The 21,828-nt window shown below is 55.5% G+C and carries 28 protein-coding genes; 15 read left to right on the top strand and 13 right to left on the bottom strand.

Features of this window, described 5'->3' with window-relative positions; genetic code table 11:
* Positions 1 to 97 precede the first annotated feature (97 nt).
* Complete coding sequence (locus DMG62_19815; protein PYY21255.1) at positions 98 to 595, top strand: hypothetical protein; 498 nt, start codon at positions 98 to 100, stop codon at positions 593 to 595.
* 275 nt (positions 596 to 870) lie between these two features.
* Here DMG62_19815 and DMG62_19810 read toward each other — a convergent pair whose 3' ends face one another.
* The gene (locus DMG62_19810; GenBank protein ID PYY21254.1) at positions 871 to 2,064 is read right to left on the bottom strand and encodes a hypothetical protein; all 1,194 of its coding nucleotides are present in this window, start codon (positions 2,062 to 2,064) and stop codon (positions 871 to 873) included.
* A 452-nt stretch (positions 2,065 to 2,516) separates the two neighbouring features.
* Here DMG62_19810 and DMG62_19805 point away from each other — a divergent pair, with 452 nt between their 5' ends.
* Positions 2,517 to 3,665: a hypothetical protein gene (locus DMG62_19805; protein ID PYY21253.1), complete on the top strand. Its 1,149-nt coding sequence runs from the start codon at positions 2,517 to 2,519 to the stop codon at positions 3,663 to 3,665.
* A gap of 21 nt (positions 3,666 to 3,686) precedes the next feature.
* Here DMG62_19805 and thiD read toward each other — a convergent pair whose 3' ends face one another.
* The gene (thiD, locus tag DMG62_19800) at positions 3,687 to 4,514 is read right to left on the bottom strand and encodes a bifunctional hydroxymethylpyrimidine kinase/phosphomethylpyrimidine kinase (GenBank protein PYY21252.1); all 828 of its coding nucleotides are present in this window, start codon (positions 4,512 to 4,514) and stop codon (positions 3,687 to 3,689) included.
* A 306-nt stretch (positions 4,515 to 4,820) separates the two neighbouring features.
* On the opposite strand from thiD, the gene DMG62_19795 reads away from it, so the two are divergent.
* Positions 4,821 to 5,264 carry a hypothetical protein gene (locus DMG62_19795; GenBank protein ID PYY21251.1) on the top strand — a complete coding sequence of 148 codons (444 nt, stop codon included), beginning with the start codon at positions 4,821 to 4,823 and terminating at the stop codon, positions 5,262 to 5,264.
* A gap of 86 nt (positions 5,265 to 5,350) precedes the next feature.
* Entirely contained in the window at positions 5,351 to 6,097 is a 747-nt protein-coding gene (locus tag DMG62_19790) for an orotidine-5'-phosphate decarboxylase (GenBank protein ID PYY21250.1), read from the top strand.
* 20 nt (positions 6,098 to 6,117) lie between these two features.
* On the opposite strand, the gene DMG62_19785 is transcribed toward DMG62_19790, so the two are convergent.
* The 3 genes from DMG62_19785 to DMG62_19775 form a co-directional block, all read right to left on the bottom strand.
* Complete coding sequence (locus tag DMG62_19785; protein ID PYY21249.1) at positions 6,118 to 6,297, bottom strand: hypothetical protein; 180 nt, start codon at positions 6,295 to 6,297, stop codon at positions 6,118 to 6,120.
* A 106-nt stretch (positions 6,298 to 6,403) separates the two neighbouring features.
* Positions 6,404 to 7,717 carry a hypothetical protein gene (locus DMG62_19780; GenBank protein PYY21248.1) on the bottom strand — a complete coding sequence of 438 codons (1,314 nt, stop codon included), beginning with the start codon at positions 7,715 to 7,717 and terminating at the stop codon, positions 6,404 to 6,406.
* 111 nt (positions 7,718 to 7,828) lie between these two features.
* A complete protein-coding gene (locus tag DMG62_19775) occupies positions 7,829 to 8,581 on the bottom strand; it encodes an oxidoreductase (GenBank protein PYY21247.1) in 753 nt (250 codons plus the stop codon).
* A gap of 109 nt (positions 8,582 to 8,690) precedes the next feature.
* On the opposite strand from DMG62_19775, the gene DMG62_19770 reads away from it, so the two are divergent.
* A complete protein-coding gene (locus tag DMG62_19770; protein ID PYY21246.1) occupies positions 8,691 to 9,299 on the top strand; it encodes a TetR family transcriptional regulator in 609 nt (202 codons plus the stop codon).
* A 23-nt stretch (positions 9,300 to 9,322) separates the two neighbouring features.
* On the opposite strand, the gene DMG62_19765 is transcribed toward DMG62_19770, so the two are convergent.
* A complete protein-coding gene (locus DMG62_19765; protein PYY21245.1) occupies positions 9,323 to 10,024 on the bottom strand; it encodes a hypothetical protein in 702 nt (233 codons plus the stop codon).
* 227 nt (positions 10,025 to 10,251) lie between these two features.
* Between DMG62_19765 and DMG62_19760 the strand changes: the two genes are divergently transcribed.
* Together DMG62_19760 and DMG62_19755 are read left to right on the top strand one after the other, a co-directional pair.
* The gene (locus tag DMG62_19760; protein ID PYY21244.1) at positions 10,252 to 10,617 is read left to right on the top strand and encodes a hypothetical protein; all 366 of its coding nucleotides are present in this window, start codon (positions 10,252 to 10,254) and stop codon (positions 10,615 to 10,617) included.
* Between the two features lie 329 nt (positions 10,618 to 10,946).
* On the top strand, positions 10,947 to 11,630 hold the full coding sequence (locus DMG62_19755; GenBank protein ID PYY21243.1) for a hypothetical protein: 684 nt from the start codon (positions 10,947 to 10,949) through the stop codon (positions 11,628 to 11,630).
* Here the strand turns inward: DMG62_19755 and DMG62_19750 are convergent, their stop codons facing one another.
* Positions 11,631 to 12,008, bottom strand: coding sequence for a hypothetical protein (locus tag DMG62_19750; GenBank protein ID PYY21242.1), 378 nt, complete (start codon positions 12,006 to 12,008; stop codon positions 11,631 to 11,633). It lies immediately after the preceding gene.
* Between DMG62_19750 and DMG62_19745 the strand changes: the two genes are divergently transcribed.
* Together DMG62_19745 and DMG62_19740 are read left to right on the top strand one after the other, a co-directional pair.
* Positions 11,997 to 12,413: a hypothetical protein gene (locus DMG62_19745; protein ID PYY21241.1), complete on the top strand. Its 417-nt coding sequence runs from the start codon at positions 11,997 to 11,999 to the stop codon at positions 12,411 to 12,413. The genes DMG62_19750 and DMG62_19745 overlap by 12 nt on opposite strands.
* A gap of 211 nt (positions 12,414 to 12,624) precedes the next feature.
* Positions 12,625 to 13,143, top strand: coding sequence for a DNA-3-methyladenine glycosylase 2 family protein (locus tag DMG62_19740; GenBank protein PYY21310.1), 519 nt, complete (start codon positions 12,625 to 12,627; stop codon positions 13,141 to 13,143).
* Between the two features lie 9 nt (positions 13,144 to 13,152).
* Here DMG62_19740 and DMG62_19735 read toward each other — a convergent pair whose 3' ends face one another.
* Positions 13,153 to 13,470: a divalent-cation tolerance protein CutA gene (locus DMG62_19735; protein ID PYY21240.1), complete on the bottom strand. Its 318-nt coding sequence runs from the start codon at positions 13,468 to 13,470 to the stop codon at positions 13,153 to 13,155.
* Between the two features lie 378 nt (positions 13,471 to 13,848).
* On the opposite strand from DMG62_19735, the gene DMG62_19730 reads away from it, so the two are divergent.
* A complete protein-coding gene (locus DMG62_19730) occupies positions 13,849 to 14,214 on the top strand; it encodes a septation ring formation regulator EzrA (protein PYY21239.1) in 366 nt (121 codons plus the stop codon).
* A 126-nt stretch (positions 14,215 to 14,340) separates the two neighbouring features.
* Complete coding sequence (locus tag DMG62_19725; GenBank protein PYY21238.1) at positions 14,341 to 15,396, top strand: 6-phosphofructokinase; 1,056 nt, start codon at positions 14,341 to 14,343, stop codon at positions 15,394 to 15,396.
* Between the two features lie 76 nt (positions 15,397 to 15,472).
* Here the strand turns inward: DMG62_19725 and DMG62_19720 are convergent, their stop codons facing one another.
* Complete coding sequence (locus tag DMG62_19720; protein ID PYY21237.1) at positions 15,473 to 15,997, bottom strand: pyridoxamine 5'-phosphate oxidase family protein; 525 nt, start codon at positions 15,995 to 15,997, stop codon at positions 15,473 to 15,475.
* A 38-nt stretch (positions 15,998 to 16,035) separates the two neighbouring features.
* Between DMG62_19720 and DMG62_19715 the strand changes: the two genes are divergently transcribed.
* The 3 genes from DMG62_19715 (at position 16,036) to DMG62_19705 (ending at position 17,549) form a co-directional block, all read left to right on the top strand.
* A complete protein-coding gene (locus DMG62_19715; GenBank protein PYY21236.1) occupies positions 16,036 to 16,263 on the top strand; it encodes a hypothetical protein in 228 nt (75 codons plus the stop codon).
* Positions 16,260 to 16,523, top strand: coding sequence for a hypothetical protein (locus tag DMG62_19710; protein ID PYY21235.1), 264 nt, complete (start codon positions 16,260 to 16,262; stop codon positions 16,521 to 16,523). Before DMG62_19715 ends, DMG62_19710 begins: the two co-directional genes overlap by 4 nt.
* A gap of 360 nt (positions 16,524 to 16,883) precedes the next feature.
* Entirely contained in the window at positions 16,884 to 17,549 is a 666-nt protein-coding gene (locus DMG62_19705; GenBank protein PYY21234.1) for a hypothetical protein, read from the top strand.
* 219 nt (positions 17,550 to 17,768) lie between these two features.
* On the opposite strand, the gene DMG62_19700 is transcribed toward DMG62_19705, so the two are convergent.
* Positions 17,769 to 18,764, bottom strand: coding sequence for a radical SAM protein (locus DMG62_19700; protein ID PYY21233.1), 996 nt, complete (start codon positions 18,762 to 18,764; stop codon positions 17,769 to 17,771).
* 144 nt (positions 18,765 to 18,908) lie between these two features.
* Between DMG62_19700 and DMG62_19695 the strand changes: the two genes are divergently transcribed.
* Positions 18,909 to 19,115: a hypothetical protein gene (locus DMG62_19695; GenBank protein ID PYY21232.1), complete on the top strand. Its 207-nt coding sequence runs from the start codon at positions 18,909 to 18,911 to the stop codon at positions 19,113 to 19,115.
* 96 nt (positions 19,116 to 19,211) lie between these two features.
* Here DMG62_19695 and DMG62_19690 read toward each other — a convergent pair whose 3' ends face one another.
* The 3 genes from DMG62_19690 to DMG62_19680 all read right to left on the bottom strand — a co-directional run bounded on the left by DMG62_19690 (position 19,212) and on the right by DMG62_19680 (position 21,761).
* Entirely contained in the window at positions 19,212 to 19,697 is a 486-nt protein-coding gene (locus DMG62_19690) for a hypothetical protein (protein ID PYY21231.1), read from the bottom strand.
* Between the two features lie 302 nt (positions 19,698 to 19,999).
* The gene (locus DMG62_19685; protein ID PYY21230.1) at positions 20,000 to 20,350 is read right to left on the bottom strand and encodes a hypothetical protein; all 351 of its coding nucleotides are present in this window, start codon (positions 20,348 to 20,350) and stop codon (positions 20,000 to 20,002) included.
* Positions 20,351 to 20,528: 178 nt separating this feature from the next.
* Positions 20,529 to 21,761, bottom strand: coding sequence for a hypothetical protein (locus DMG62_19680; protein PYY21229.1), 1,233 nt, complete (start codon positions 21,759 to 21,761; stop codon positions 20,529 to 20,531).
* Positions 21,762 to 21,828 lie beyond the last annotated feature (67 nt).

Raw genomic sequence — 21,828 nt, 5'->3', positions numbered from 1 at the left:
AGTAGCCAAAACGGGAAAACTAACCTACGCAGAATTAAAGACTTACACGCGGAAGACTTTGGCTCTCTACGTGCGAAAGTCAGTGTAGGAATCTCCCATGAGCACCAATCCTTTACGGCGCGAAGGTGGTTACTGGAAGCCCTTGCTCGATTATGAGCATTGGGAGGACGAGACCCCGGAAGCCAACAACAAGACCGCAGTAGCGGCTGAACCTGTTGTCATTCCAGTTGCGGAGCCGCAGGTACGCCACGATCTCTGCGAACACTGTGGTGCAGAGTTTGTAGTGAACTCCCCGTTCTGCCGCATGTGCGGACGAGCCCGCGAGGGCGCTGCGCGCCGCAAGAAGAGCCGCTGGGACTTCATGGACTTCTATCAGCTGCGTCGTCGTCTGGGATTAAGCGTTGGCGCGATGATCTGCTTGATCATCGGGCTAATTTGCATTGGAGCGGGCGTTACGACCGGCTTTATCTACAGCGCAACGACCTTGGTGGACTGGCAGGCAATTCAAATCTGGCGTGGCGAATGGCTGATCGCAGCTGGTGTAGCGTTCATCTGCGGCATTCTGCTGAACAGCCGGAAAATTACGCACCTGTAAGTTCCTCCCCAAAGTCAAAAGCCCGCCCAGGCGGGCTTTTTGTTGGCGCAGCATGTTGTCTCGGGTTAGTCGCACCCACTCTCTGGCACAGCCGCTCTCGGCTGTGGCTCCGCCCAAGGAAACAGCTCGACGAGCGGAATGTCTCGATCAATTTTCCAACTCTCATCTCTTGCGACGGAGGATCCGCTCGCAGTAAAAGCGTTCTAACGTGAGCTCATTTTGGCAGAGCCACAGCCGAGGCCGGCTGTGCCACAAGAGATCTCAAAGCAAGAGTCCTATAATTGATCGTCGTCCTTGTCCTGATCTTTATCTTTGTCGCTCCGCTTCGATCGATCTTCTTTCGATCGAGCTTTTCTTCCGCGCTTGCCGTTTGCCTGATCCTGATCCGCAGCCGCAGCGGCATTCTCTTCAGCTTCAGTCATCGCCGCTCGAGCCGGACCAGAATTTACCTCTATGCTCTGTGCCACATAGTCGTTTCCGCGAAACATCGCCACTGCTGTGACTTGGCTTCCGACCGTCAGGTTCTGCGGAATGCGTGTCGAGGAATCGAAGTGCACATCGTAGACCTTGCCGTCCGCCTGGTTCTCGATCGCTAATAATCCTGAACGCAAATCGAGGTGCGTCACGCGACCGAAGTAGGTGAATGAAGTCCCCGGCGCTGCGATGATCGATACCTCTTCCGCTGTCCCGGTGCTGCGCGAGCGTGGAGAAAATTTCACTGAGATCAGCGACCCCGGACGCAATGCGCCTGCCGTTGTTCTTGCGTCGCCCTGCTTGATCGTCGTCTGTGGATCAACTCGGAATTTCACGGTGCTGCCAGCGAGCTGATCCTGCACAACCATGTCGCCAGTCTTGCGATTGAAGCTGACGATCTGGCCGCTCGCATCGGCCGAGCGACTGCCGGATTCCACATGCACGTTCTTGGCGAAGATCTTCCCTTCAAAGAGCTGGGTGTCGAGATAAACACGGTCGCCTTTCTTGACCGTCAATTGCGTAGTTTCTTTGCCGTCGCGATAGAAATGCGTTCGCTGATCGAACTTCACGTGCATGGTGCCGCTGTCGTACACGTGAACGGTCATATTGTCCCGAACCTGATCGATACTCTTCACTGTCCCGCCAATCAGCGAAAGTTTGCTCGGCTGCAGCGGCTTGGGAGCAAGGAGGTCAGCAACATCGCTCGGATCCGCGAGGCTTCCGCTGCCGATGGTCTTCGTCACCGGTCGTGGAGGATTCGAAACGAGAGAGTTGCCCGAGGTTACATCCGGGGCGGTGGTCAAAACAGCGCCCGCCGAAGGCTTTGGCTTCGTTTCAGTGGCGCCAGCGCCATTCGGCGTGCTTCCCACAGTCTGAACAGTGGATTGATCCATGTGCGTACCAGGCGCTGGCGTGGGCGAAGTACCTGAAGGCTGTTGTGCGGTCGCAAATTCGCAGATCAAGGCCACGGCGAATAACGTTGCAAAACGGAACATCGGGCTCCCCAAGGACAATCGAAATCGACAATGACGCGACGAGCACACCAGCAGCAGCTCTGCGTCAAGACAAGTTGGATGCAAAATGAGGGGTTCGGGTGATCGGGGTCATCAGGTGCTGAAGTGAAGTGAGAAACCATGCTGACCGCGCCCTTACACTGTCGTTCTGAAGCGCCTGCTGTTGGCGCGAGAAACCTGCTGTTTTCTGGCGGTGGACAGCAGACCTCGCTTCGGGATCTTAGTAAAGAAATAGTTTCGGGGAGCGGTTCAGGTAACGGAGAGTAAGCGATCTGCTCGAAGCTCAAACTGCATGGCTTTACTTCGGCCGATGACCCGATCACCCGATCACCCGATTCCCTGCCGTGCAACCAAAAATCGGGAGCTGCTACTCCCACTATCGACTGCTCCGGCGGGAGGTTGCTGTGCCTCCATCCATCCGGAAGCGGAGGCTCATGATCCTGGTAAAAAGTCCCCGGTCCCGAATTGTCTTGATTGCGTTCTCAACGTTCCTCGCTGTCTCATTCCTGAATGCCGAAGAGAAGACGCTGCGCATAAGTATTCCGAAGCGCACCAAGCCGACTCCGGTGCAGGCGCTCAACCGAGATGGCGTAAAAGCCGTGGAGAAACATGACTACGCCAAAGCCAAGAAGCTCTTCTACAAAGCCTATCTCCTCGATCCAGACGACCCGTTTACGCTAAATAATCTTGGCTACATCGCCGAATTAGAAGGCGACGTCGATCGTGCCCAACGCTTTTATCAGCTCTCGCAGGACCAAAAGTCGCAAGCAACCGTAGATCGCGCCAGCAACGACGAGATCAAAGGAAAAACCGTTGGCGAAATCGCAGGACATGCGCAAACGGGCAATGTTCAGTCGAATGTGCTCAATGTGCAGGCGATTAGCTTGCTCAACAAAGATCGCGTCGCCGAGGCGGACGCTGTCCTGCAGAAGGCATTGCGAATCGATCCGCGAAATCCTTTCACCCTGAATAATATGGGCTACACGAAAGAGAAAGAAGGAGAGCTGGAGGCGGCAATTAACTACTATCGCGCAGCAGCCGACGCGAGATCTGACGAGCCTGTGATTGTGACAGTGAACAAATCCTGGCGTGGACGCGCAATCAGCAAAGTCGCTGCGAGCAACGCAAAAAAAGTTCAGTCAGCTCTGGCCAAGGAAGACACGACCAATGCGAAGGTTGCGCGTTTGAATCAGCGCGGAGTCTCGGCGCTCAATCGCAATGACCGGGCCGCGGCTCTCAAGTACTTCACTGAAGCCTACAAGCTCAATCCCGATGACGCGTTCGCGCTGAACAACATGGGCTACGTCGCGGAACTGAACGGCGACCGCGAATCGGCGAATTTTTACTACGGCAAAGCCAAAGAGGCGGACAACCACGAACGGCACGTAACTTTGGCCAGCCGCGCCGAGGACGAAGGTAAGAAGCTGGTAGAAGTCGCTGACAAGAATGACAACAAGACTGAAGCCAGTATCCAGGCGCAGCAGGAGTTAAATCGCCGCTCCGGCAAGGCGCCAGTGCTCGTGGAACGAGGTACCGGTCGGCCAGCGGTCGCGACTCCGGATAACAGTAATCCCCCTCGATAGTCCCGAATGTGTCCTGCCGAGTCAGACCCTTCGCGTTGAGATGGGAAAATGATTGATGGGGCCGGTTCCCCTCCCGACGTCGTAAGCTTCGCGCAAGGCCGACGCTACGTAGTTTCGGGCGTGCAGCACTGCGCCGTCTTCACCGTTTAAAGATCTCCCAATCGCGAGATTGCAGGCTATGGCCGTGGAGTAGGCGCAGCCCGTTCCGTGTGTATTCCTGGTTTTAACTTTCTCGTTCTGAAAGCGCTGGAAGATCGGCTTTCCGTCAGAAGACCTTGTGGCTAGAAGATCGACTGGTTGGGCCAGATGACCTCCCTTCACAACCACGTTGTTGGCCCCCAATTTCATGAGCTCCTGACAAGCTCGCTCCATCTCCGCCTCATCTCGGACCGCCAGACCGGTTAGCGCCGAGGCTTCCTGAAGATTGGGTGTGATGAGGTCCACGATTGTCAGAAGTTCTTCTCGAAGAATCTGAAATCCAGCCTTGTCGAGCAATTCAGCTCCCGAGGACGACCGTAGGACAGTATCCAGAACTACGTTCTGCAGTAGATTCGCCTTCAGGAACCTGGCAATTTCACCGGCAACTTTGCCTGAGCCGAGCATTCCGATCTTTACTGCTGCAGGTGGAGTGTCGTGAATGAGGGCTTCCAGAGTGTCACGGACGAGTTTCGGGGGTACGTTCTCCGAACGCTGCACACCCTGCGTCGTTTGTACCGTCAATGCCGTGCTGCACGAGACACCGTATAGGCCATGAGCTGCGATTGTCTTGAGGTCCGCCGTGATTCCGGCCCCTGAGGACGGATCAAAACCGGCTATGGCCAAAACGACCTTCGGAGATTCTTTCGGCATTATCTATAACTTATTGAGAAATAGGGGCTTGGATCGAATTCTTAAAACGAGAGCTGCGGACAACCAGCAGAGCGTCGTCCTGCCTCTAAACTCCTGCGCCTCCACACCCAATCAAGCTCTTATTTCGGCCCATAACTGAGGCGAAAATGCAACAGTTATTTTAAGACTAAAAAATAAAAATGTCGAACAGGTGCTTTGTTTTCTTATAATTAATGCGCACAATGTCACAGGACACTAGAGCTGCTCGTTAAGTTGAAACGCCTACACAAACTCGCGCTGAACGCTGCTGGTCTCGGGGCTTTAGTAATGGGATCGATAGCTGCCTCTGCGCCCACTCGCTCTGAATACCCGGTAACGACTTTCGACACGAGCAATCGCCCGGCAGCAACTACAGTTGCTGCGAGATCTGCAAAACCCTACGCAATCGGTCAGGCATCCTGGTACGGCAAGGACTTCGACGGCAAGCCAACGGCTAGCGGTGAGCCATACGACATGTATGAGCTTACTGCCGCGCACCGCACTTTGCCGTTGGGAAGCTGGGTAAAGGTGACAAACCTGCGCAATCGTCGCTGGATTTTAGTACGAATCAACGACCGTGGCCCGGTTCCCCTCGAGAGAATCATCGATCTCTCCTACAGTGCCGCGCGCATCCTTCGGATGAGCGGCCGAGGTATCGCCAAAGTCCAGCTCGATCTGGTAAGAGCACCCGAGCAGACCTCTGACATGGCTATGCTCACCCCTCCTCGCTAGCTTCGACACCGAATTTCGAACCCCGCATAAACTGTCTTTCCTGAGTTTCGGAGCCAGCAGCGCCGATTTCAAGTTAGAATCGCCCCGTGGCCTCCGCAAAAGAGCGCCTGATCGTGGCGCTGGATATCCCAACCGCACTCGACGCCCAAGAGATAGTCTACGAACTGGGTGATTTAGTGGCGTTCTATAAGATCGGCCTGCAATTGTTCACCGCGGAGGGACCGAGGATCGTTTCTGAGCTTGTGAACTCCGGACGGAAGGTCTTTCTCGACCTCAAGCTGCACGACATCCCGAATACCGTTGCGGCAGCCGTAAAAGCAGCCTCAGAACTTGGGGTTCATATGCTCACAGTACATGCTGCCGGCGGAAGCAGGATGCTGACAGCGGCCGTAGCCGCAGCTAAGAATGAACCTTCGGCACCCATAATCCTCGCCGTCACCGTGCTGACTAGCTTCTCGCAGACCGATCTGCAGGAATCCGGTGTTCACACAGGCATCAACCATCAGGTCCGACATCTGGCGACACTGGCAAAAGCTGCCGGTTGCGGTGGGATAGTCACTTCCCCACACGAGGCCCAGGCATTGCGTTCAGCGCTGGGTGGCGAAATGGCAATCGTAACGCCGGGAATCCGTCCCCACGAATCCGATGCCAGTGATCAGTCGCGCATATCGACGCCTGCTGCTGCTATTCGAGCCGGAGTTTCGCACCTCGTAGTCGGCCGCCCGATTCTCGCTGCGGCTAACCGGCTGCACGCCGCAAAAGCGATATTGGATGAGATTGCGGGAGCATTGCCAACTGCAGACGCAGAAATGGCCGGCAGAACGCCGGCCTGAATCAATTCCAAACCCTCGTTTTACAATTTCTCGTAGAACTCACAGGCTGAACAGGAGATAAACACCCCACCGCTTACGCCGCGCTCACGATCTTTTACGCGCTTCACAATGCGGGTCGGCTTGCCGCATTTGGGGCAGTCTGTGCTCTTGGAAGTATCCATGACTTTTTTACGGTCGGCTGTCTTGGCGATCTTTGCCATTTCTGATCAATAACTCCATAGAAGTTGATAGTGCTATTTTACGCGAAGAATCGCACCAGCGAGGGGCACAGCGCGAGCTTTAGCTGCGATCTCGGCGTTCTGTTTATTATCGCGGCGTTACTGGCGGTAGTTGACCTTCGCCAGGGAGCGGAGCTTCCGGTGAATTGCTCTGCGGACTGGCAGTCGAGTTCGTCGTAGACGACGCCGGCTTGGTTCCCCACTCTGGCTCGGGACCACCAGTTGACGTCGGAATCGGCTTCGAGCCAAGCTCTCCCGAATCCTTTCCGACCGGCGCCCCTTTCTGGAGCTCAACCTCTTCGCCCGGCCGACGCAATGTGGGGGGCTTTGCCGGCTTCTTAGCTTCCGCGGTCTGCGCCTGTTCAGCCGGAGCCTCCGCCGACGCTGTCTCTGCCGCGTTTCCTTCCACCATCGTTGCGGCCCCAGTTACGGCATTTACCTTTACCTCACGGGCGGTCCTGACGACTTTCTCTCCACCTACCTGGATGTGCTCTACGCGAATTACTTCTTCGTTTACGAAGCGAACAAATTGCACGTCGGCGGGAGGCGTTCCATAAATCCATTCCTCATAGTCAACCGTTCCGTCAGATTCGCGTATTCGCTTCGGGGGACGGCCAAGAGTATCAATCACCATCTCTTTGTTCATGCCCACCAGAGCCTGATGGTTTTCAATCGATTGCTTCAGCTTGGGAGGCAGCGTATCGATATACGCTTGCGTTGGCGACTTGACCGTAAAGTCGATGAGCGGGGAAAGCAGTTTCTTCACATCGGTTGCTGTCATCTCCGGAACGTATTTCGGGAAGACGAGTGCAAGCGTACATCCGGGATTGTTGATCCCCTTTTCCTGATGGACCGGAACCATTCCGCCGCCTCCACCAACCTGCACGTGGTCGTACCAGTGTCCCTTCTTCTTGGAGCCTCCGTTTATGTCGAAAACAATCTCGCTGTTCTTGATCACGACGTCCGTGATCTGAAGCTTGTCGCCTGGCTTGGCTGCCGGTCCGTAAGTTGCAACTTGCATCGCAACGGACTGGTCATCCGGAGAGATTTGCCCATTGCTCGTCAGCTGCAAGCCCTTCTCACCCTTGGGGATTAGCTTCTTCGCGAAACCAAACTCGGCCTGCATGGTGCGAATCAATTCCAGTCGCGTCTGCTTTGTAACCGGAGGATGCCCCTGCAGCTCAGGCGGCAATTCATTCTTCACCGCTGGCAGCTTGTTGGAGGTATCTATCGTTTTGACATCAGCAGAAATACCAAACGGCGCTGCGATCGCCACTGCCAGTACCAATGGAGCGAATCGGGACCACTTCATGGGAACCTCGGAACGATGCAGCCGCTCACCCGAGCAGAATGCTCGGCTACAGAGCTTATCATTCGCCTGTTTCCAGAGAAAATCAACCACTCATCTGCTCTGAAGTAGGATGCGGCGACAACGAATCCGAGTGCTCCAAACCGCGCATCTCGGCCAGTTGAAACTCAAACTCAGAGCTGCTTCAACTGGTCGAGAAATCCTTCACCGCAGGCCGCCTGCGATTACCAGGGTCTCACCGGTAATCCAAGAAGAATCCTTGGAAGCAAAAAAAACAGCTGCGGGAGCGATGTCTTCCACCTGACCGATCCGTCCCAGGGGCGTTAGCGACTCAAGCTGTTTGCGGAAATCGCCTTCATTGAAACCAGCTGAGATCACTCCTTCGGTTTCGACCATGCCAGGATTGATCGCATTCACACGAATCTTGCGCGGACCCAACTCCTTAGCCAAGGTCCTTGTGACGGCATCCACTGCGCCTTTGGTGCCGGTATAAACCGCAGTATTCGGAGGAGCGAAGGTGCTTACGGCAGAGCTGACGTTAATGATGCTGCCACCTTCCGCTCCGAAGTACTTCGCGGCTTCCTTCGAGGTGAGCACCAGCCCAAGGACATTTAGATCAAATAGTTTGTGGAAGTGGCCCTCAGTAACTCCCTCCAGCGGCGAGAATTCGTACACGCCCGCATTGTTAACCAGGATGTCGAGCCTGCCAAAGGCCTTCTTTGTCTCGGCAAAAAGCCGCTCGATGTCCTTTTCCTTGGATACATCTGCCTGAACCGCAACGGCGTTTCCGCCTTTGCCCGTGATCTCCTTCACGACGCGATCCGCGCCTTCTTTGCTCGACGCGTAATTAACGATTACCGAAGCACCCTCCGCCGCGAAGTATTTCGCGATCGAAGCGCCAATTCCCTTCGATGCTCCCGTAACGACTGCAACCTTTCCTGCTAGTCTTGCTGACATTTGCCCGTCTCCTTCTGAGGAATTTCTTACCGCACGGTACAGATGTCTGAAATCTGTGGAAAGCTTCATAATTGTACCGATAAGTACATAATGATGTATTATGGATAGTATGAAAACCAGGCGACCGGCCAGGACCCCGGGAAGGCCTCGCGCTTTCGATCCCGACCGGGCATTGGATCGCGCGCTCGAGGTTTTCTGGCGCAAAGGTTATGAAGGAGCTTCGCTCTCCGATCTGACCAGCGCGATGCGAATCAACCGTCCCAGCCTCTATGCAGCGTTCGGCGATAAGCAAACACTGTTTCGCCGCGCCCTCGACCGCTATGCCGAAGGTCCTGCCTCACATGCCCTAGACGCGCTGAACGAGCCTACAGCGCGTGCCGCCGTGGAACGTCTGCTCTATACCAGCGTCGACGCGATGACCGATGCGCACAATCCACGCGGATGCCTGCTGGTACAGGGAGCACTCGCATGCGGAGATGAGGCGAGAACGGTAAAGCGCGAGCTGCTTACAAGACGCGAAGCGGGAGAAGAAGCGCTCTGCCAACGCCTCAAGCGCGCAAAATCGGGAGGCGATTTACCGCTGGATTCAGACCCCGTCGCGCTCGCCCGTTATGTCACTACGGTCATCCACGGAATGGCAGTTCAAGCGGCGGGCGGCGTCGGCCGCGCCGAGTTGCGAAAAACTGTGGAGATTGCGCTGCGAGCATGGCCCAATTAGGGTGCAGTCGATTGCTCACCGTTTCATCGCAAAGTGGCTGAGGGTTTCGGTGCTCTCGTTTGGCCCCTGTCCAATTCATCCTCGGAAGTGACCGGCTCTGAGCCCCGCAATCCATTCCATGCGATTGCATGAAACAGTTCGTCCATTTCCTGTGCTGATTCTTTAGCGCCATGGTCCAGCCACCACTTTAATAGAGAGAGGAGGCTGCCCGCGAGGGCATGTGATCTCGCGCGCAGTTTCCTTTCTGCTCGACTGCCGGTGCGCGTTGATGCCTTCAGCCGCTGCTCGATCCCGCGGGCGAAGTACTCCTGCGCGAGATCGTAGAACGCATCGATGCGACCGGAGTCTACCAATGCCCGATAAAGCTTTTTCGCCTGTGCAATATGTGCGAAGACTTCCATGACTGGCGCTACGCGATGCGACTTTTCCTGCTTGCGGCTCAGTGATGTGCTCCACATTTCCAGCGCCTGCTCGAGTTCGCTGAAAAACAGGTCGTCTTTGTCGCGGAAGTGCAGATAAAACGTGGAACGACCCACGCCTGCGCGGTCGAGCACCTGCTGCACCGTGACCTGATCAATCGGCTTCTCCTGGATGAGTTCGATCAGAGCGCCACCGAGCCGGTTCCGCGTTTGCCGAATGCGTCGATCTGGCTTACGCTTCTGCTTGGCTTTTTCAGCTTGCATCGAGGGCATCTTAAGCGATTTGGATACATCGTTTTTGGACATCCCCAGTCTCTTTGTTCAATAACTCAGCCATTTGCCCGCATGGTTCTCGACTTAGCCGGCTCTTGCCGCTACAGTGCGGATGGTACTACGGAGTCGGCACCAAGCAGCAGTCCTGACCCGATTTAGGACGTCCCACAACGGCACTGACCAACGGCGGGATCGACGGCTCTGTAACAGAAACCCGGCAGTATTTCGGAAGAAACGTTAAATACCAAGAGGAAAAGAGAATGAATCGCACTCGCTTGTTTGCCATTGGAATCATGTTGACGTTTGCGCTGGCGATGCTGGCGCACCAAAATGGCGCCGTCCAGGGCGCTCACCATCACGCCATGCCCAGCGCCGAAGATCACCTGAAGACGCTGAGCGGGAAATTGAATCTGACCACCGATCAGCAGACCAAGATCAGGCCTGTGCTGCAGGAGCTGCACAGCTCCGCACAGAAGCTCATGCAGGATCAGAGCCTCTCACAAGAGGATCGGCGCGCAGAACACAAGGCCCTCGTCGAGACTGCCGACAAGAAAGTGCGCGAGGTCCTGAACGACGACCAGAAGAAAAGGCTCGACGAACTCGAGCACGAGTCGCACATGAAATAAAGCGCACGATGCCAAGTGGGAGCCCACGCAATATCGGGCTCCCGTCCTGGCACAACGGATCCGCATCCACTTCGCGGACGGCTGCTCGAAAGTGTTCTGGAAGCCGCTCTCTGTTATTTATCTGAATGCGACGCTAAGTAGCGCTAAACCGTGGGGTAGATGGCGCTTAAGACAATCCAAAGAACTCTCTGTTATTTCCCTGGTTCTGGGGTTGAATTTGCAGATTTCCGGCGGAATTCGAGGATTCTCGATCTAAGCTCGAAATGCTGCTATTTTCGCTATTCCCTACTCCTGCTGATGAATTTCGTCGCAGCTTCTATAGTTAATGCATGCGCAATGGCTGGATCTTGATCCTGTGTGCCGGCTCGGTCTGCACGTTCTCCAACTCCAAGGCATCTGCCCAGGGATTGCCGAGCGGCCGCCCTTTTCAGATTGTGACATCGAACCTGCCCTCGGCTGAGATCGGGGTTGAATATAAGGCAGAGATACGAGTTGTGGGAGGCAAACCGCCGTATCGCTGGACAGTCCTGCAGCAATCCCTGCCAGCGGGCCTCGCCCTCGACAGCACACGCGGAGTGATCTTCGGCACACCGCAATCTGACACGCAATTCTCAGCATTAATGCAGGTCTCCGACTCTTCGGAGCCGCCTCTAACGATGACTAAACTCCTCGTCACCAATCCTGGTCCGGTACTCGCCATTCGCTGGACTGACCGCCCGCATCTCTCACTCGATCACCTGGCCGGCGCCGCGCGCGTGAAGAACGGCAGCAAAGATGATGTCGATCTTACAGTGATTGTTGTCGCCGTGAACGAATACGGGAAGGCCTTTGCCTTAGGTTATGAGCATCTGGCTGTCCCAAGAGGCGCGGAAACTCCGGATCTGAAATTCGATTCGAGCTTGCCTTTGGGACAATACACGTTGCATGCAGATGCCGTCGCAGAAGTGCCGGCGAAGAATACTATTTATCGCGACCGACGCGAGGTGCAAGGGTTTCTTGTGCAATCGCAGTAATCAGGGTTGGTGCTCGCGACATCCGCTGATCATGAGTACAAAGCCGCCGATGATGAGCGTCCCTCCAACGCCCACAGGAAAGTGCCGTGGCTCCGTGCGGGACACGCCGAGAGCGATCGTGTCCGACTGAAACTGCTGCTGTTGGGCGTGTGGAATCGTTACCACAAGGGACAACAGTCCCAGAGCCACGCAGATAATGCCTATGATGAAAACTTTCTTCATCTCATTAGTCTGCCAAAGCGGTTCCTGATTAAGATGCGTTTTTCCATTGCAGCAGGCCTGCACCAAATCCGTGCTGCTTCTGAGGATGCGCATCTCTGAGCAACTATTCTCAGAGCTTTGTACTCCCACCAGAGGAGGAATTTCGTGCATTCGCATCTTTATTTTTTCGTACTACTCACTCTCACCATCGCCGGCATCGCATGTTCAAACGATCCCGGCACGACCCGACAACAGGCAGCTAATGCTACGGAGCAATTAAAGCGGGAGAGCCGCGAGGCTGCAGGCAATATCAAAAAAGGAGCTGCGGTCGCGGAAACTCAGCTCACCGCCGCGGCGCAAGGAGTAAAGGAAGGCATCAACGATAAGAGCTCGTCCCTTGTTGACCTGAACAGCGCCAACAAAGCTCAACTGATGGGCTTGCCTGGGATCGACGAAGCGCGGGCAAATGCAATCATTGCCGATCGTCCGTATCAGCGCCCACACGATGTCGTGAGCAAGGGCGCGATCAGCGCGAATGAGTTCCAGAAAATTTCAAATCATGTCACTGTAGCTTCGAAATAAGGGATGGGCAGTCGCCAAGCAGGCATTCGCGCGATAGAAGGTTCTATTAAAATCTGAGCTCGTGAAAGCCGCAGCCAAGAAGCAGCTCTCTGCCACCGCCGACTCGACCATCAACACTTTGCTCGAAAGTTCTTCCGACCTGGCGCTCGCGCACTTGCGATCCGCAGATCCAGTGCTTGCCGCAATCATTGAGCGCATTGGTCCTTACGCTATGCAGTATCACGAACCCACATTTCACGCGCTCGTCCGTTCGATCGTGTTTCAACAGCTTCATGGCAAAGCAGCGCGAACGATCTTCGATCGGCTGGTAAACAAAGCTGGAGGGGAGATCACTCCCGATTCGATACTGAAGCTCCGTCCCAATCAAATGCGAGCAGTTGGGCTGTCAAGGCAGAAGCTAACCTACATTCGCGACCTGGCGCGAAAGACGCGCGATGGTATCGTGGAATTCGAGCGCTTTCCACACATGAGGGACGATGAGATCGTCGCAGAACTCACTGAGGTCAAGGGCATCGGCACCTGGACGGCGCACATGTTTCTGATGTTTGCTCTGCGCCGGCCGAACATCCTTCCCACAGGAGATTATGGAGTCCGAGCCGCGATGCGTAAGGCTTACGGAATGAAAGTAATGCCAAAGCCGCGAACGATGGAGCGCTTGGCAAAGGGCTGGCATCCGTACTGCTCGGTCGCAAGCTGGTATATGTGGCGCTCTCTGGATGTGCAGTTGTGAAGGCCAGAATTACCGAACCGAATCGGCAATCCACTTCAGATAATCTGCGCTTCCGCCATCAATTCTGATCTCGATTGCTTCAGGCAAATCATAGGAGTGCAACTCTCGAATCCGTGTGATCACCGCAGCCGATTGGGACGCCACTGTCTTCACCAGCAACAGGAACTCCGGTGCGCTTTCGATCTTCCCTTGCCAACGATAAATCGACTCAATGGGTCCAACAATGTTCACGCACGCTGCTAACTGAGCCTCCACGAGTGAAATCGCAATATGCGAGGCCTCCTCTTTCGATCCAGCCGTGCTGATCACCAGCTTCTCGTCAGACATTCTTTTACGATCCTAGCGTTCAATTGCAAGTGCAAGGGCAAATACGACCAGGATTACACGGACGCGACAGTTTTCATGAATAGTCGAGGAGGATTCCTCCATGGTCAAACTGTATTGCTCTCCTAATATAACTCTCTAAAAACCCATGAAATCCGTGTGATCCCGTGTCGTGTTTTGCTTCGAAGCGAAAGCAAATTTTCAAGAACTTTTTTGCGAACTATTTGGCAAACTTGATTCTTCTGCGCAACCGCGGGAGAACTTCCGCTTGACGGCTGAAGCGAAGAGAAGTTCACTAGAAGGGTGATCGCGCATCCTACAGGTTTTTCAGGACGTAAGACCGCGAGGATCATGCGCGCTGATGGGGCTCTGCAATAAAGGATGGAAAAAGTTCGAGCAATCGTTGAGACAGTTGCGGCAAAGCTTTATCAATCGCGCCGCAGGGGCGCCACGGTCGTCCTATGCCTGCTCGCAATGTGGGTGGCCTACCACGTAGTTTTCGGAGCGAATGGGACGATGGTCTACGCCCACAAGCGCGAAGAGCATCGCGCGCTTACGAAAGAGATCCAGGAACTCAAACAGGAAAACCAACAGCTCGCGCACCATGTTGATGCGCTGAAGAACGATCCCGGAACAATCGAAAAGGAAGCCCGCGAGCAGCTGCGATATGCGCGTCCCGGAGAAGTTATCTACACGGTTCCCCGGGCTGCGCGCAGAGCATCCACCTTTACCGCCGAGAAGCGATAAGCAAGCGAAACCACTTGACCATAAATCATTCGTGCACTCATTTGATTTAATAGCTAATCTGATTAAATAAGTCCACCACCCACCTATCATCACGGTCCACATGCTGGGCTGCTTGCGGAGAATTAAATGAGAATTGGCATCCTCACTGGAGGGGGCGATTGCCCCGGTCTAAACGCAGTCATTCGTGCGGTTGTTCGCAAGGGCATCTTTCATCATAACGACGAATTCATCGGTTTCCTTGAAGGCTGGCGCGGCGTGATGGAAGATCACACGACCAAGCTCACGCTCGACAGCATCGCCGGTATCTTGCCGCGCGGTGGAACCATCCTGCGCACGTCGCGCACCAATCCCGCCAAGAAGGAAGGCGGCATGCAGCTCTGCCTCGAGACGCTGAAGCGCCATAATATCGAAGCGCTGGTCGTGCTGGGCGGAGACGACACGCAATCGGTCACGTACAAGCTTCAGGAGATGGGATTCAAAGTCGTCGGTGTTCCCAAGACGATCGACAACGACCTCAGCGGCACCGACTTCTGCTTCGGATTCGACACCGCCGTGAACATCTCCACCGAAGCCATCGACCGCGTACACACGACGGCCGAGGCGCACAACCGCGTAATCGTCGTCGAAGTGATGGGACGCGACTCCGGCTGGATCGCTATCTACAGCGGCATCGCCGGCGGCGCCGATGTGATTCTCATTCCCGAGCGCCCATTCGACTTGAACGAGGTTGCCGAGACCATTGCCCAGCGCCACGCTCGCGGACGCTACTTCAGCGTGGTTGTCGTCGCAGAAGGAGCCCGCCTGGCGGCAGGCATCGACGAGCAGATCGTTGCCGAAAAGGGAAAGAAGGACGAGTTCGGACACGTTCGCCTGGGCGGCATCGGCACCATCCTCGCGCAGGAACTGGAGAAGCGCACCGGCTTTGAAGCGCGGGCTGTCGTTCTCGGACACATCCAGCGCGGCGGATCGCCCACCGCGTTCGATCGCATGCTGGCGACCCGTTACGGCATCGGCGCCATCGACGCCGTCCATCGCCACGACTTCGGCAAGATGGTCGCTTTGCGCGGCACGGACATCGTCACGATTCCGTTAAAGGAAGCGCTCTCACGCACACGCACCGTCGGACAAGACCTGATCGATGTCGCGGCAGGTTTGAGAGAACCCGCCAACAAGGCGGTGTAGAAACGATTCAGGCACGCTGAACTATGCGGCCGAGCAGTGCCCCGGTGCGAACGAGTGCAGTCATTGCTCGTCACTCTCACCGATCCACGCGAAAAACTCCTTGCAGTTTGAGGTGATCCTCGAAGTCGCGCTCCAAGGCAACACGACGTTCGCGCCACTGGGCACGCATGGCGCTCTCGTCTGCGACGTGCCAATAGCCGGGCGATATCAGTGGCGCTGCCCGGTGCACCTCGAGGAGCACGACCGACTGGACGGGGTATCGTGCCTTCTCGTCGCCGACCACGATCCGCACTGCCCTCTCAAAGATTTCGCCGCTTGCATGCAGCGTCGAATGACCAAAAAAGCGATATCCTCGCCGCGACAGCTGGTCGACTACATTCAACTCCATCCACGGATGGACTGCGAGATTCGCCCGCGTGCCCGGGGAAGCGATATCGAGAAAAAACACGCGGTGGTCGTCCCAAATCCGAATGGTTCCTTTTGGGGAAAGGTTTGGCAGTCCTTCAGGAGTAACAGTGGCCGCAAAGCACAGATGAGCCGAGCGGATCACGGCCCGCATATCCGCAGTGAGGACTATGGAGCCACGCGCATCGTTTGCCATTCATTCATGCTAACGCTCTGGGATAGGCGGCGCGCTCGATGGATGAGCGTACGGGCGCGATGAGTATTCGGAAGATCGGCCGGCCTTACGCTGCAGAGCTTAAGAATCCCTACAAACTTGTCATAATTTTTTTGATACCTACACGAGAACTCATGCAGGGGTCGCGGCAAGGTGTGATAGATTCGCTTTGCGGCCACTTCCAATTCAATCAAATGGGCGACGATCCCCGCCGGCCTTTCGTCGTTCTATGGAGGTGTTTTGCATGAACGCAGAAACGCAACAGCCTGAGTACCCGTACTTCGTAAAGATCGAGACCTCGAACGGCCAATCTGCCAATGTTCCCATCGCATTCCTAACCCGTCAACAAGTTGAGAATTTCCTTCAGTTTGACTTCAAGCGCCTGGTGGAAGAAGCCGGTATCAAGGGAGCTCGCATCCATGTGGAACGCGCGACGACCGCTGACTACGAGAAAGTATTGGGCGAAATCACGGCGTGCCTGCGAACCGTTCCCGTGAAAGTAGCTTAATGAGGTAGCAATGAGCGATTAGCGAAATCATGGGCTTGCGCCTTAGCTAATCGCTTATTGCAGAGTATTGTGAACTGTACCGACGGCATCAGCCGATCGGCCATGTTCTACGCCATTCCTTTCCGATGGGCAGAATCTCAGCGACATCGACACATGTACCTGAAACGTGTGTTTTTCCCAGAGTAGGATTAGATAGCGTTTCGAATAGTCGCAGACTCCTTCAGGCTTCCGCGCTCAATCGAAGCAGAGTGATCTTGCGCGTTTCCTGCGTGCCGGAGAATGAATCATCACCGCTTAAGAAAGGACTCAGAAGTGAGTCACCGCATTCGAGCAACTGCTCTCGTCCTCCAAGAACGGACCATGCGCCGTGCAGGCCCAAAACCTCCCAAATGGCCCAGCTACCGAGGCAACTCTGAATTCGTCGGCACAAGTCCGAGCGGGCAAGTCACGGTTTATGTCGATCCCACTTTAGGACAGCCGGCGTCTCAGAATGCAAAGGATCTCGTCAAGGATGCCGACCGAGTCGTCAAGGCCAACGACGCTATTTTTGGCGCCAAGGGCGGAGCTGTGAGTGTGATTATCTTCGCACTCGATGGCCGTACGGACGGAACCGGCGGCGCCGATCATATGGGTTGCGATTACACGACGGGCAATGCGATTGAGGTCTGCGCATCCTTCGGCCGTTCTGAGCGTGTATCCGCGCTGTTCGAGGCAGAGCTGAGCGAATGTTCGATGGGAGGAAACCTTTGCGGTCTTAATACCGGTGAAGCTCTCTCGCGATGGTGCACAGCTGTGCTTGGTAATAATGCACTCGCTGATTTCGCCACGGCTCCGCAATGGGCTCAGGACGGAATGCCCGATTTCGTGAATCAGACCGATCCCACGGACCAGAACCCCGACAGCACGGGATGCGGCATGGCCTTCATATCGTGGCTCCTCGCCAAGAAATACGATCTCGGCGAGATCACCAAGCAATGGTTTCGCTCGGGGATTCTGGAACGCTCGCGCAGCTCTACGCCAAACTGACATCAGATTCCGCTTCGAACGCATGGCCAGCATTCCAGACTGCTGTCGACGACTTGTCGAATGGCGTCACAAGCGACGATCCGTTCGGCGGAATACGGCAGTAACCGCCAATGCTGTTCGGCCGCGCCGGCAAAGACGGCCCCCACTCAACGAAGGCATCGACATGTTCGTGGCAAGCATTTCATTTCCTGCGGGAAAATTGTCAGACGCTTACACTTCCTATGCAGCCCTCCAAGACCAGCCGCCTGAGCGCACGCGGCGAACCTTATCGCCGATCTTGGATGATATCCGGAACAATTGGCCCGCCGTAACCCCAAGGCCCACGCGATGATGTCCTATCGCCGCCAGCCCCATCGATGCTACACAGCCGCATTGCGAGCAGTCGGGATTCCCGCCCAGCTGACAAGGTGCGATCTGGGTCTTCAGGTCGGCTGAGATCGTCGTGGTGGTTTGCGCGAAAATGCATTCTTCAGGCGAAGCCGGAGGATTTCCGAACTCCCGGATTTGCGAATCGTCCATATCGAGCTTCACGTAGATGGTCCGCAGACGCCGCATTTCAGCGATACACGAGGAGCGCTGAGATGAAGAAAGTATCTCCAGCGACTGTTCGCCAATTTGCGGAGTGAAGATGCTCATCCAGATCTTGCGCACTTCTTCCTTCGAACTCCAGAGCTGAACAAATTCTTCCAGGTAGCCGGCGCGCCGCATCATCTGCGAGGTAATCGTGCAATGCACGATTACGCGATGACCGGCAATATTCTCCAGCACTCTTGCATAGGTCGCGGGCCGGCGGCGAATATCGTGCTCCGGCTGCAGCCCGTCGATGGAAATGACGATTGCCAGTTTGGGATCGTCTGCCCATTCCGCAGGAATTTGGCGAAAGGCGCTGGTAACGATTTGAACGAAGATGTTGCGCTTACGCAACTCGGGCAGGAGAACCGTCAACTCGCGAAAGCGCACCAATGGATCTCCACCGACGATCGACAAATGTAATGGACGATGTTCATCGACCACCTTGAGCACCTCACGCACCAAAGCGTCCGCCCGATAATCCGTCAGATCGCGCAAATTGCCCGCCTCTCCCACATGGCCATCGGCGTAGGCATAGCATCCCGGACATCGGAGCGGACACTCCTTCGTGATCTCAATAGACAGTGCAGGCTTGCGTCCTGCGAGTATTTTCCCCCAAGCCTGAAAAACTTCTTTTCGTTGCATGGACTCCCTTCGTCCCGTTGGACCATTCCGACTGCTGCGGAGCGACTGCAATAGAGGTTCGTTCGAATGCGTTGACTTCTCTGGAAAAGGATTCGGTACTGAGGATTAACACAACCTGGTGCAGAGGAGGCTTCGGCTCAGGCTATGGTCAGTAACAAGCTGCTGCCCGGAGGCAAACGGCAGGAATGCATCGAGCATTGCAAGCAGAAAAAGGAGCAGGAAAGGAACAAGAAAAGCGAGACATCGGCCAGAGCTGGTTGCCGCCATCTCCGGCAGAGGAGAGATGAAGACATAAAGTATGCCGATAACAACCAGAACGATGAGTACAGGCTTGGCTCGCAACCCCACTAAACCACCATACGCTAACTCGATCATCCTGTCATGCCGGGTCTAGGGGCGGCTGCCCTGGCTTATTTGTTTCATTGTGGAACTTCCGAGACGCGGCGCTCACGCGGGGCATGGTCCACGCTTCTCCGTTTTCCATAACGCTGAACGGAATCGAGAGTTATGGAGAGCGGGAGATCGGAGACGAAGGTTTGCGCCGCCGAACTGGCTGATGGGCATCTCGTACTCCTTGAGCTCGAAGTCGGCAATGCGCTGCTGTAAGCCGCGCTCCATGACGTCGTGGGAAAGCTGGTCCTGGTCGGAAAAGCCGGCGGTCGAGATCGCCTCCAGCCGTTTCAGGAACCCTTCATCGACCGTCTCGCGGCGCATCATTGCGGCGAGCGACCGGTCGGCAAGCTTGTCGTTGTAGCGATAGTCGCCAACAGAAGTGGCCCGCTCAGGAAATTCGCGAAGATCGGATTCGTACTGCTCGTCGAAGAGAGCATTCTGCGCCGCGAGCCGCTCGGCTAACGGTAGAAGGTTCTTATTTTGCGCGAAGGCGAAAACAGTGATGGCGAGTAGGAAAAGCAGACTCTGCTGAAAGCGCATAGGCCGGTTAGCCTAGCAGAGTTAGCGCTTAGCGGTCAGCAGTCAGCCGGTCAGACAGCGCCGAAGGCGCCGTACTCTTGTAGCCCACGTGCGGTGGGCCGTCGCTATGCGTGATCCAGAGCGTGCAAAGCCCGTAGTGCGGCATTTTGGGCGTTAGAATGTCTGCCCGCGTCATGTCTCATCCCACGATTACCAATCTGATTCACTTGGGTCTGGGCGACACATCGTCGCAAAAACACGATCCCTGCAGCTTTCGCTGAAGCGGGAAATGCGGCCGAGGCCAAGGCCCGCGTCGGCAGCCGTCAATGAACGGCGGCAGACGCGCTGGCAACTTCCAGTAACTGACTCAGGTGAATCAGTAATTGGCACTCTGTAGTTCCAGATTCGAGCAGGACGCTTACGTGATGTTGTTGCAGATTCTTCGCTCGATCGTCGGAGGCGCACTCGTGATCGAGCAGGACAATGTCGAACTTACAAAGTTGGGTCATCTCCTTGGCGGCTATCAGTGTGCTGGCTGAGGCCACTACATAGCCGGCGGCAAGCAGAGCATGTTCGCGGCTCTCCATGCGATCGAGGTTAGGGCAAACGGAAAGCAACACCGGCCAGCGTGAGCTTTCGTATTTGGCGACAATATCGGGGCCGAGCCATTCCATGGGAGATACTCCTGAGGCTCAGAGTCTGTCGATTCGGATCAATTGTTTTCGGGGGGGAAGGCGGCATTCTCAATGTAGCACTTGAAGGTGTCAAGCGATTTTTTGCAAGGTTTTGCACAGGCCACCCACCCTCCGCCGGTAAACAAGGAGAGTACGAGGATTGAGGCCAGGCGGATGGTCAGATTCGTAAAGTGAGCTTGTCAGCTGCGCCCATGACGCTGATCTGCTTGCCGTTCTCTTTGATCTTGTTGCGGCAGGACTCGACCATCGAGTCGACTTGTTGATCGTCGTGCATCGGATCGTGGTGAAACAGCACCAGGCGTTTGGCTTCGGAGTTCATAGCCGAGAAAGCGGCGTCAGTAGTCGTGCTGTGTCCCCAGCCGCGCTTGATGACGTACTCCTCGTCAGTGTATTGCGCCTCTCGAATCAGCAGGTCAGAGTCCTTTGCGAAGGCATCAATCTCTGCGTCGAGCTTTCTCGTATGCGAACTTTCACCGAGCAGTTTGTGATAGGGCTCGTGATCCGTCATGTAAACCACAGCACGGCCCTTCGATTCTATGCGGAATGAGAGCGAGAGTCCGGGATGGTTCAAATGCATGTGCGAGATCTTCACGTCGCCGATGTTCACGTCACCGGATAGTTCTTCGAAGTGGAGACGCGCCATTAAGTCATCCAGGGTGACCGGAAAGTAGTTACCGTCCATTTGTCCGGTGAAAAGTCTTTCGAGGCTGCGGTCAGGACTGTGCAGGCTGTAGATGTTCACGCGATTGCCGGCGCGATACGCGGGTTGAAAAAACGGAAATCCCTGGATGTGGTCCCAGTGAGTGTGGCTTACGAACAGATGCACTTCGAGACTACGCTCCGCATATTCCTTCGCCAGCGCGATTCCCAGTTCGCGCACACCAGTGCCGCAGTCAAAGATGAGGATGTCTTCTCCGCAGCGAACCTCCACACATGACGTATTACCGCCATAACGAATCGTCTCCGGACCAGGCGTGGCAATGGATCCGCGAGTACCCCAGAACTTCACGCGGAAGACGGTGCTTCGTAACTCAATTGCATTCCATACTGCGTCTACGAGCTGCTGCTCGGCGTAAGGCTTTATGACGTACTCATCGGCCCCGAATTCCTTAGCGCGACGAATGTCTGCCGGATAGCTCTGTGCGGAGCAGATAACAATAGGCACATCGCGTGTCGCGGGATCACGGCGAATCTCCTGACAGAGATCGTAGCCGTGAAGATCGGGAACACTTACGCCGATGACAACTGCGCCCGGCTTTTCCGTGCGCAGGAGCTCATAACCGGATTGATAGTCCACAGCGCTCGCCACGCTCATGTCGGCCTTGGCAAAAGCGCGCTCCGCGACAGCCCGAGACTCGGCGTCTTCTTCGATCAGAAGAGCTTTAATCATTCTGCAGACTTTCGGGGGATGTGAGAAGGCATTCTTTCACAGAGTTAACAAAGGGTAAATCCACTGC

The organism is Acidobacteriota bacterium (genome assembly GCA_003225175.1).
GTDB lineage: Bacteria > Acidobacteriota > Terriglobia > Terriglobales > Acidobacteriaceae > Gp1-AA112.
Note: the sequence above shows the minus strand (reverse complement) of the source record. Positions and strands in the feature narration are given on the sequence as shown.

Coding starts and splice junctions, on each gene's coding strand:
- DMG62_19705 (PYY21234.1), top strand. CDS start 16,884: ATGCGCCGTGCAGGCCCAAAACCTCCCAAATGGCCCAGCTACCGAGGC.
- DMG62_19750 (PYY21242.1), bottom strand. CDS start 12,008: ATGCGAATGCACGAAATTCCTCCTCTGGTGGGAGTACAAAGCTCTGAG.
- DMG62_19735 (PYY21240.1), bottom strand. CDS start 13,470: ATGTCTGACGAGAAGCTGGTGATCAGCACGGCTGGATCGAAAGAGGAG.
- DMG62_19775 (PYY21247.1), bottom strand. CDS start 8,581: ATGTCAGCAAGACTAGCAGGAAAGGTTGCAGTCGTTACGGGAGCATCG.
- DMG62_19695 (PYY21232.1), top strand. CDS start 18,909: ATGGTCAGTAACAAGCTGCTGCCCGGAGGCAAACGGCAGGAATGCATC.
- DMG62_19680 (PYY21229.1), bottom strand. CDS start 21,761: ATGATTAAAGCTCTTCTGATCGAAGAAGACGCCGAGTCTCGGGCTGTC.
- DMG62_19795 (PYY21251.1), top strand. CDS start 4,821: ATGGGATCGATAGCTGCCTCTGCGCCCACTCGCTCTGAATACCCGGTA.
- DMG62_19715 (PYY21236.1), top strand. CDS start 16,036: ATGGATGAGCGTACGGGCGCGATGAGTATTCGGAAGATCGGCCGGCCT.
- DMG62_19690 (PYY21231.1), bottom strand. CDS start 19,697: ATGCGCTTTCAGCAGAGTCTGCTTTTCCTACTCGCCATCACTGTTTTC.
- DMG62_19805 (PYY21253.1), top strand. CDS start 2,517: ATGATCCTGGTAAAAAGTCCCCGGTCCCGAATTGTCTTGATTGCGTTC.
- DMG62_19740 (PYY21310.1), top strand. CDS start 12,625: ATGCAGTATCACGAACCCACATTTCACGCGCTCGTCCGTTCGATCGTG.
- DMG62_19755 (PYY21243.1), top strand. CDS start 10,947: ATGCGCAATGGCTGGATCTTGATCCTGTGTGCCGGCTCGGTCTGCACG.
- DMG62_19720 (PYY21237.1), bottom strand. CDS start 15,997: ATGGCAAACGATGCGCGTGGCTCCATAGTCCTCACTGCGGATATGCGG.
- DMG62_19760 (PYY21244.1), top strand. CDS start 10,252: ATGAATCGCACTCGCTTGTTTGCCATTGGAATCATGTTGACGTTTGCG.
- DMG62_19700 (PYY21233.1), bottom strand. CDS start 18,764: ATGCAACGAAAAGAAGTTTTTCAGGCTTGGGGGAAAATACTCGCAGGA.
- DMG62_19765 (PYY21245.1), bottom strand. CDS start 10,024: ATGTCCAAAAACGATGTATCCAAATCGCTTAAGATGCCCTCGATGCAA.
- DMG62_19710 (PYY21235.1), top strand. CDS start 16,260: ATGAACGCAGAAACGCAACAGCCTGAGTACCCGTACTTCGTAAAGATC.
- DMG62_19810 (PYY21254.1), bottom strand. CDS start 2,064: ATGTTCCGTTTTGCAACGTTATTCGCCGTGGCCTTGATCTGCGAATTT.
- DMG62_19685 (PYY21230.1), bottom strand. CDS start 20,350: ATGGAATGGCTCGGCCCCGATATTGTCGCCAAATACGAAAGCTCACGC.
- DMG62_19730 (PYY21239.1), top strand. CDS start 13,849: ATGGAAAAAGTTCGAGCAATCGTTGAGACAGTTGCGGCAAAGCTTTAT.
- DMG62_19815 (PYY21255.1), top strand. CDS start 98: ATGAGCACCAATCCTTTACGGCGCGAAGGTGGTTACTGGAAGCCCTTG.
- DMG62_19725 (PYY21238.1), top strand. CDS start 14,341: ATGAGAATTGGCATCCTCACTGGAGGGGGCGATTGCCCCGGTCTAAAC.
- DMG62_19770 (PYY21246.1), top strand. CDS start 8,691: ATGAAAACCAGGCGACCGGCCAGGACCCCGGGAAGGCCTCGCGCTTTC.
- thiD (PYY21252.1), bottom strand. CDS start 4,514: ATGCCGAAAGAATCTCCGAAGGTCGTTTTGGCCATAGCCGGTTTTGAT.
- DMG62_19785 (PYY21249.1), bottom strand. CDS start 6,297: ATGGCAAAGATCGCCAAGACAGCCGACCGTAAAAAAGTCATGGATACT.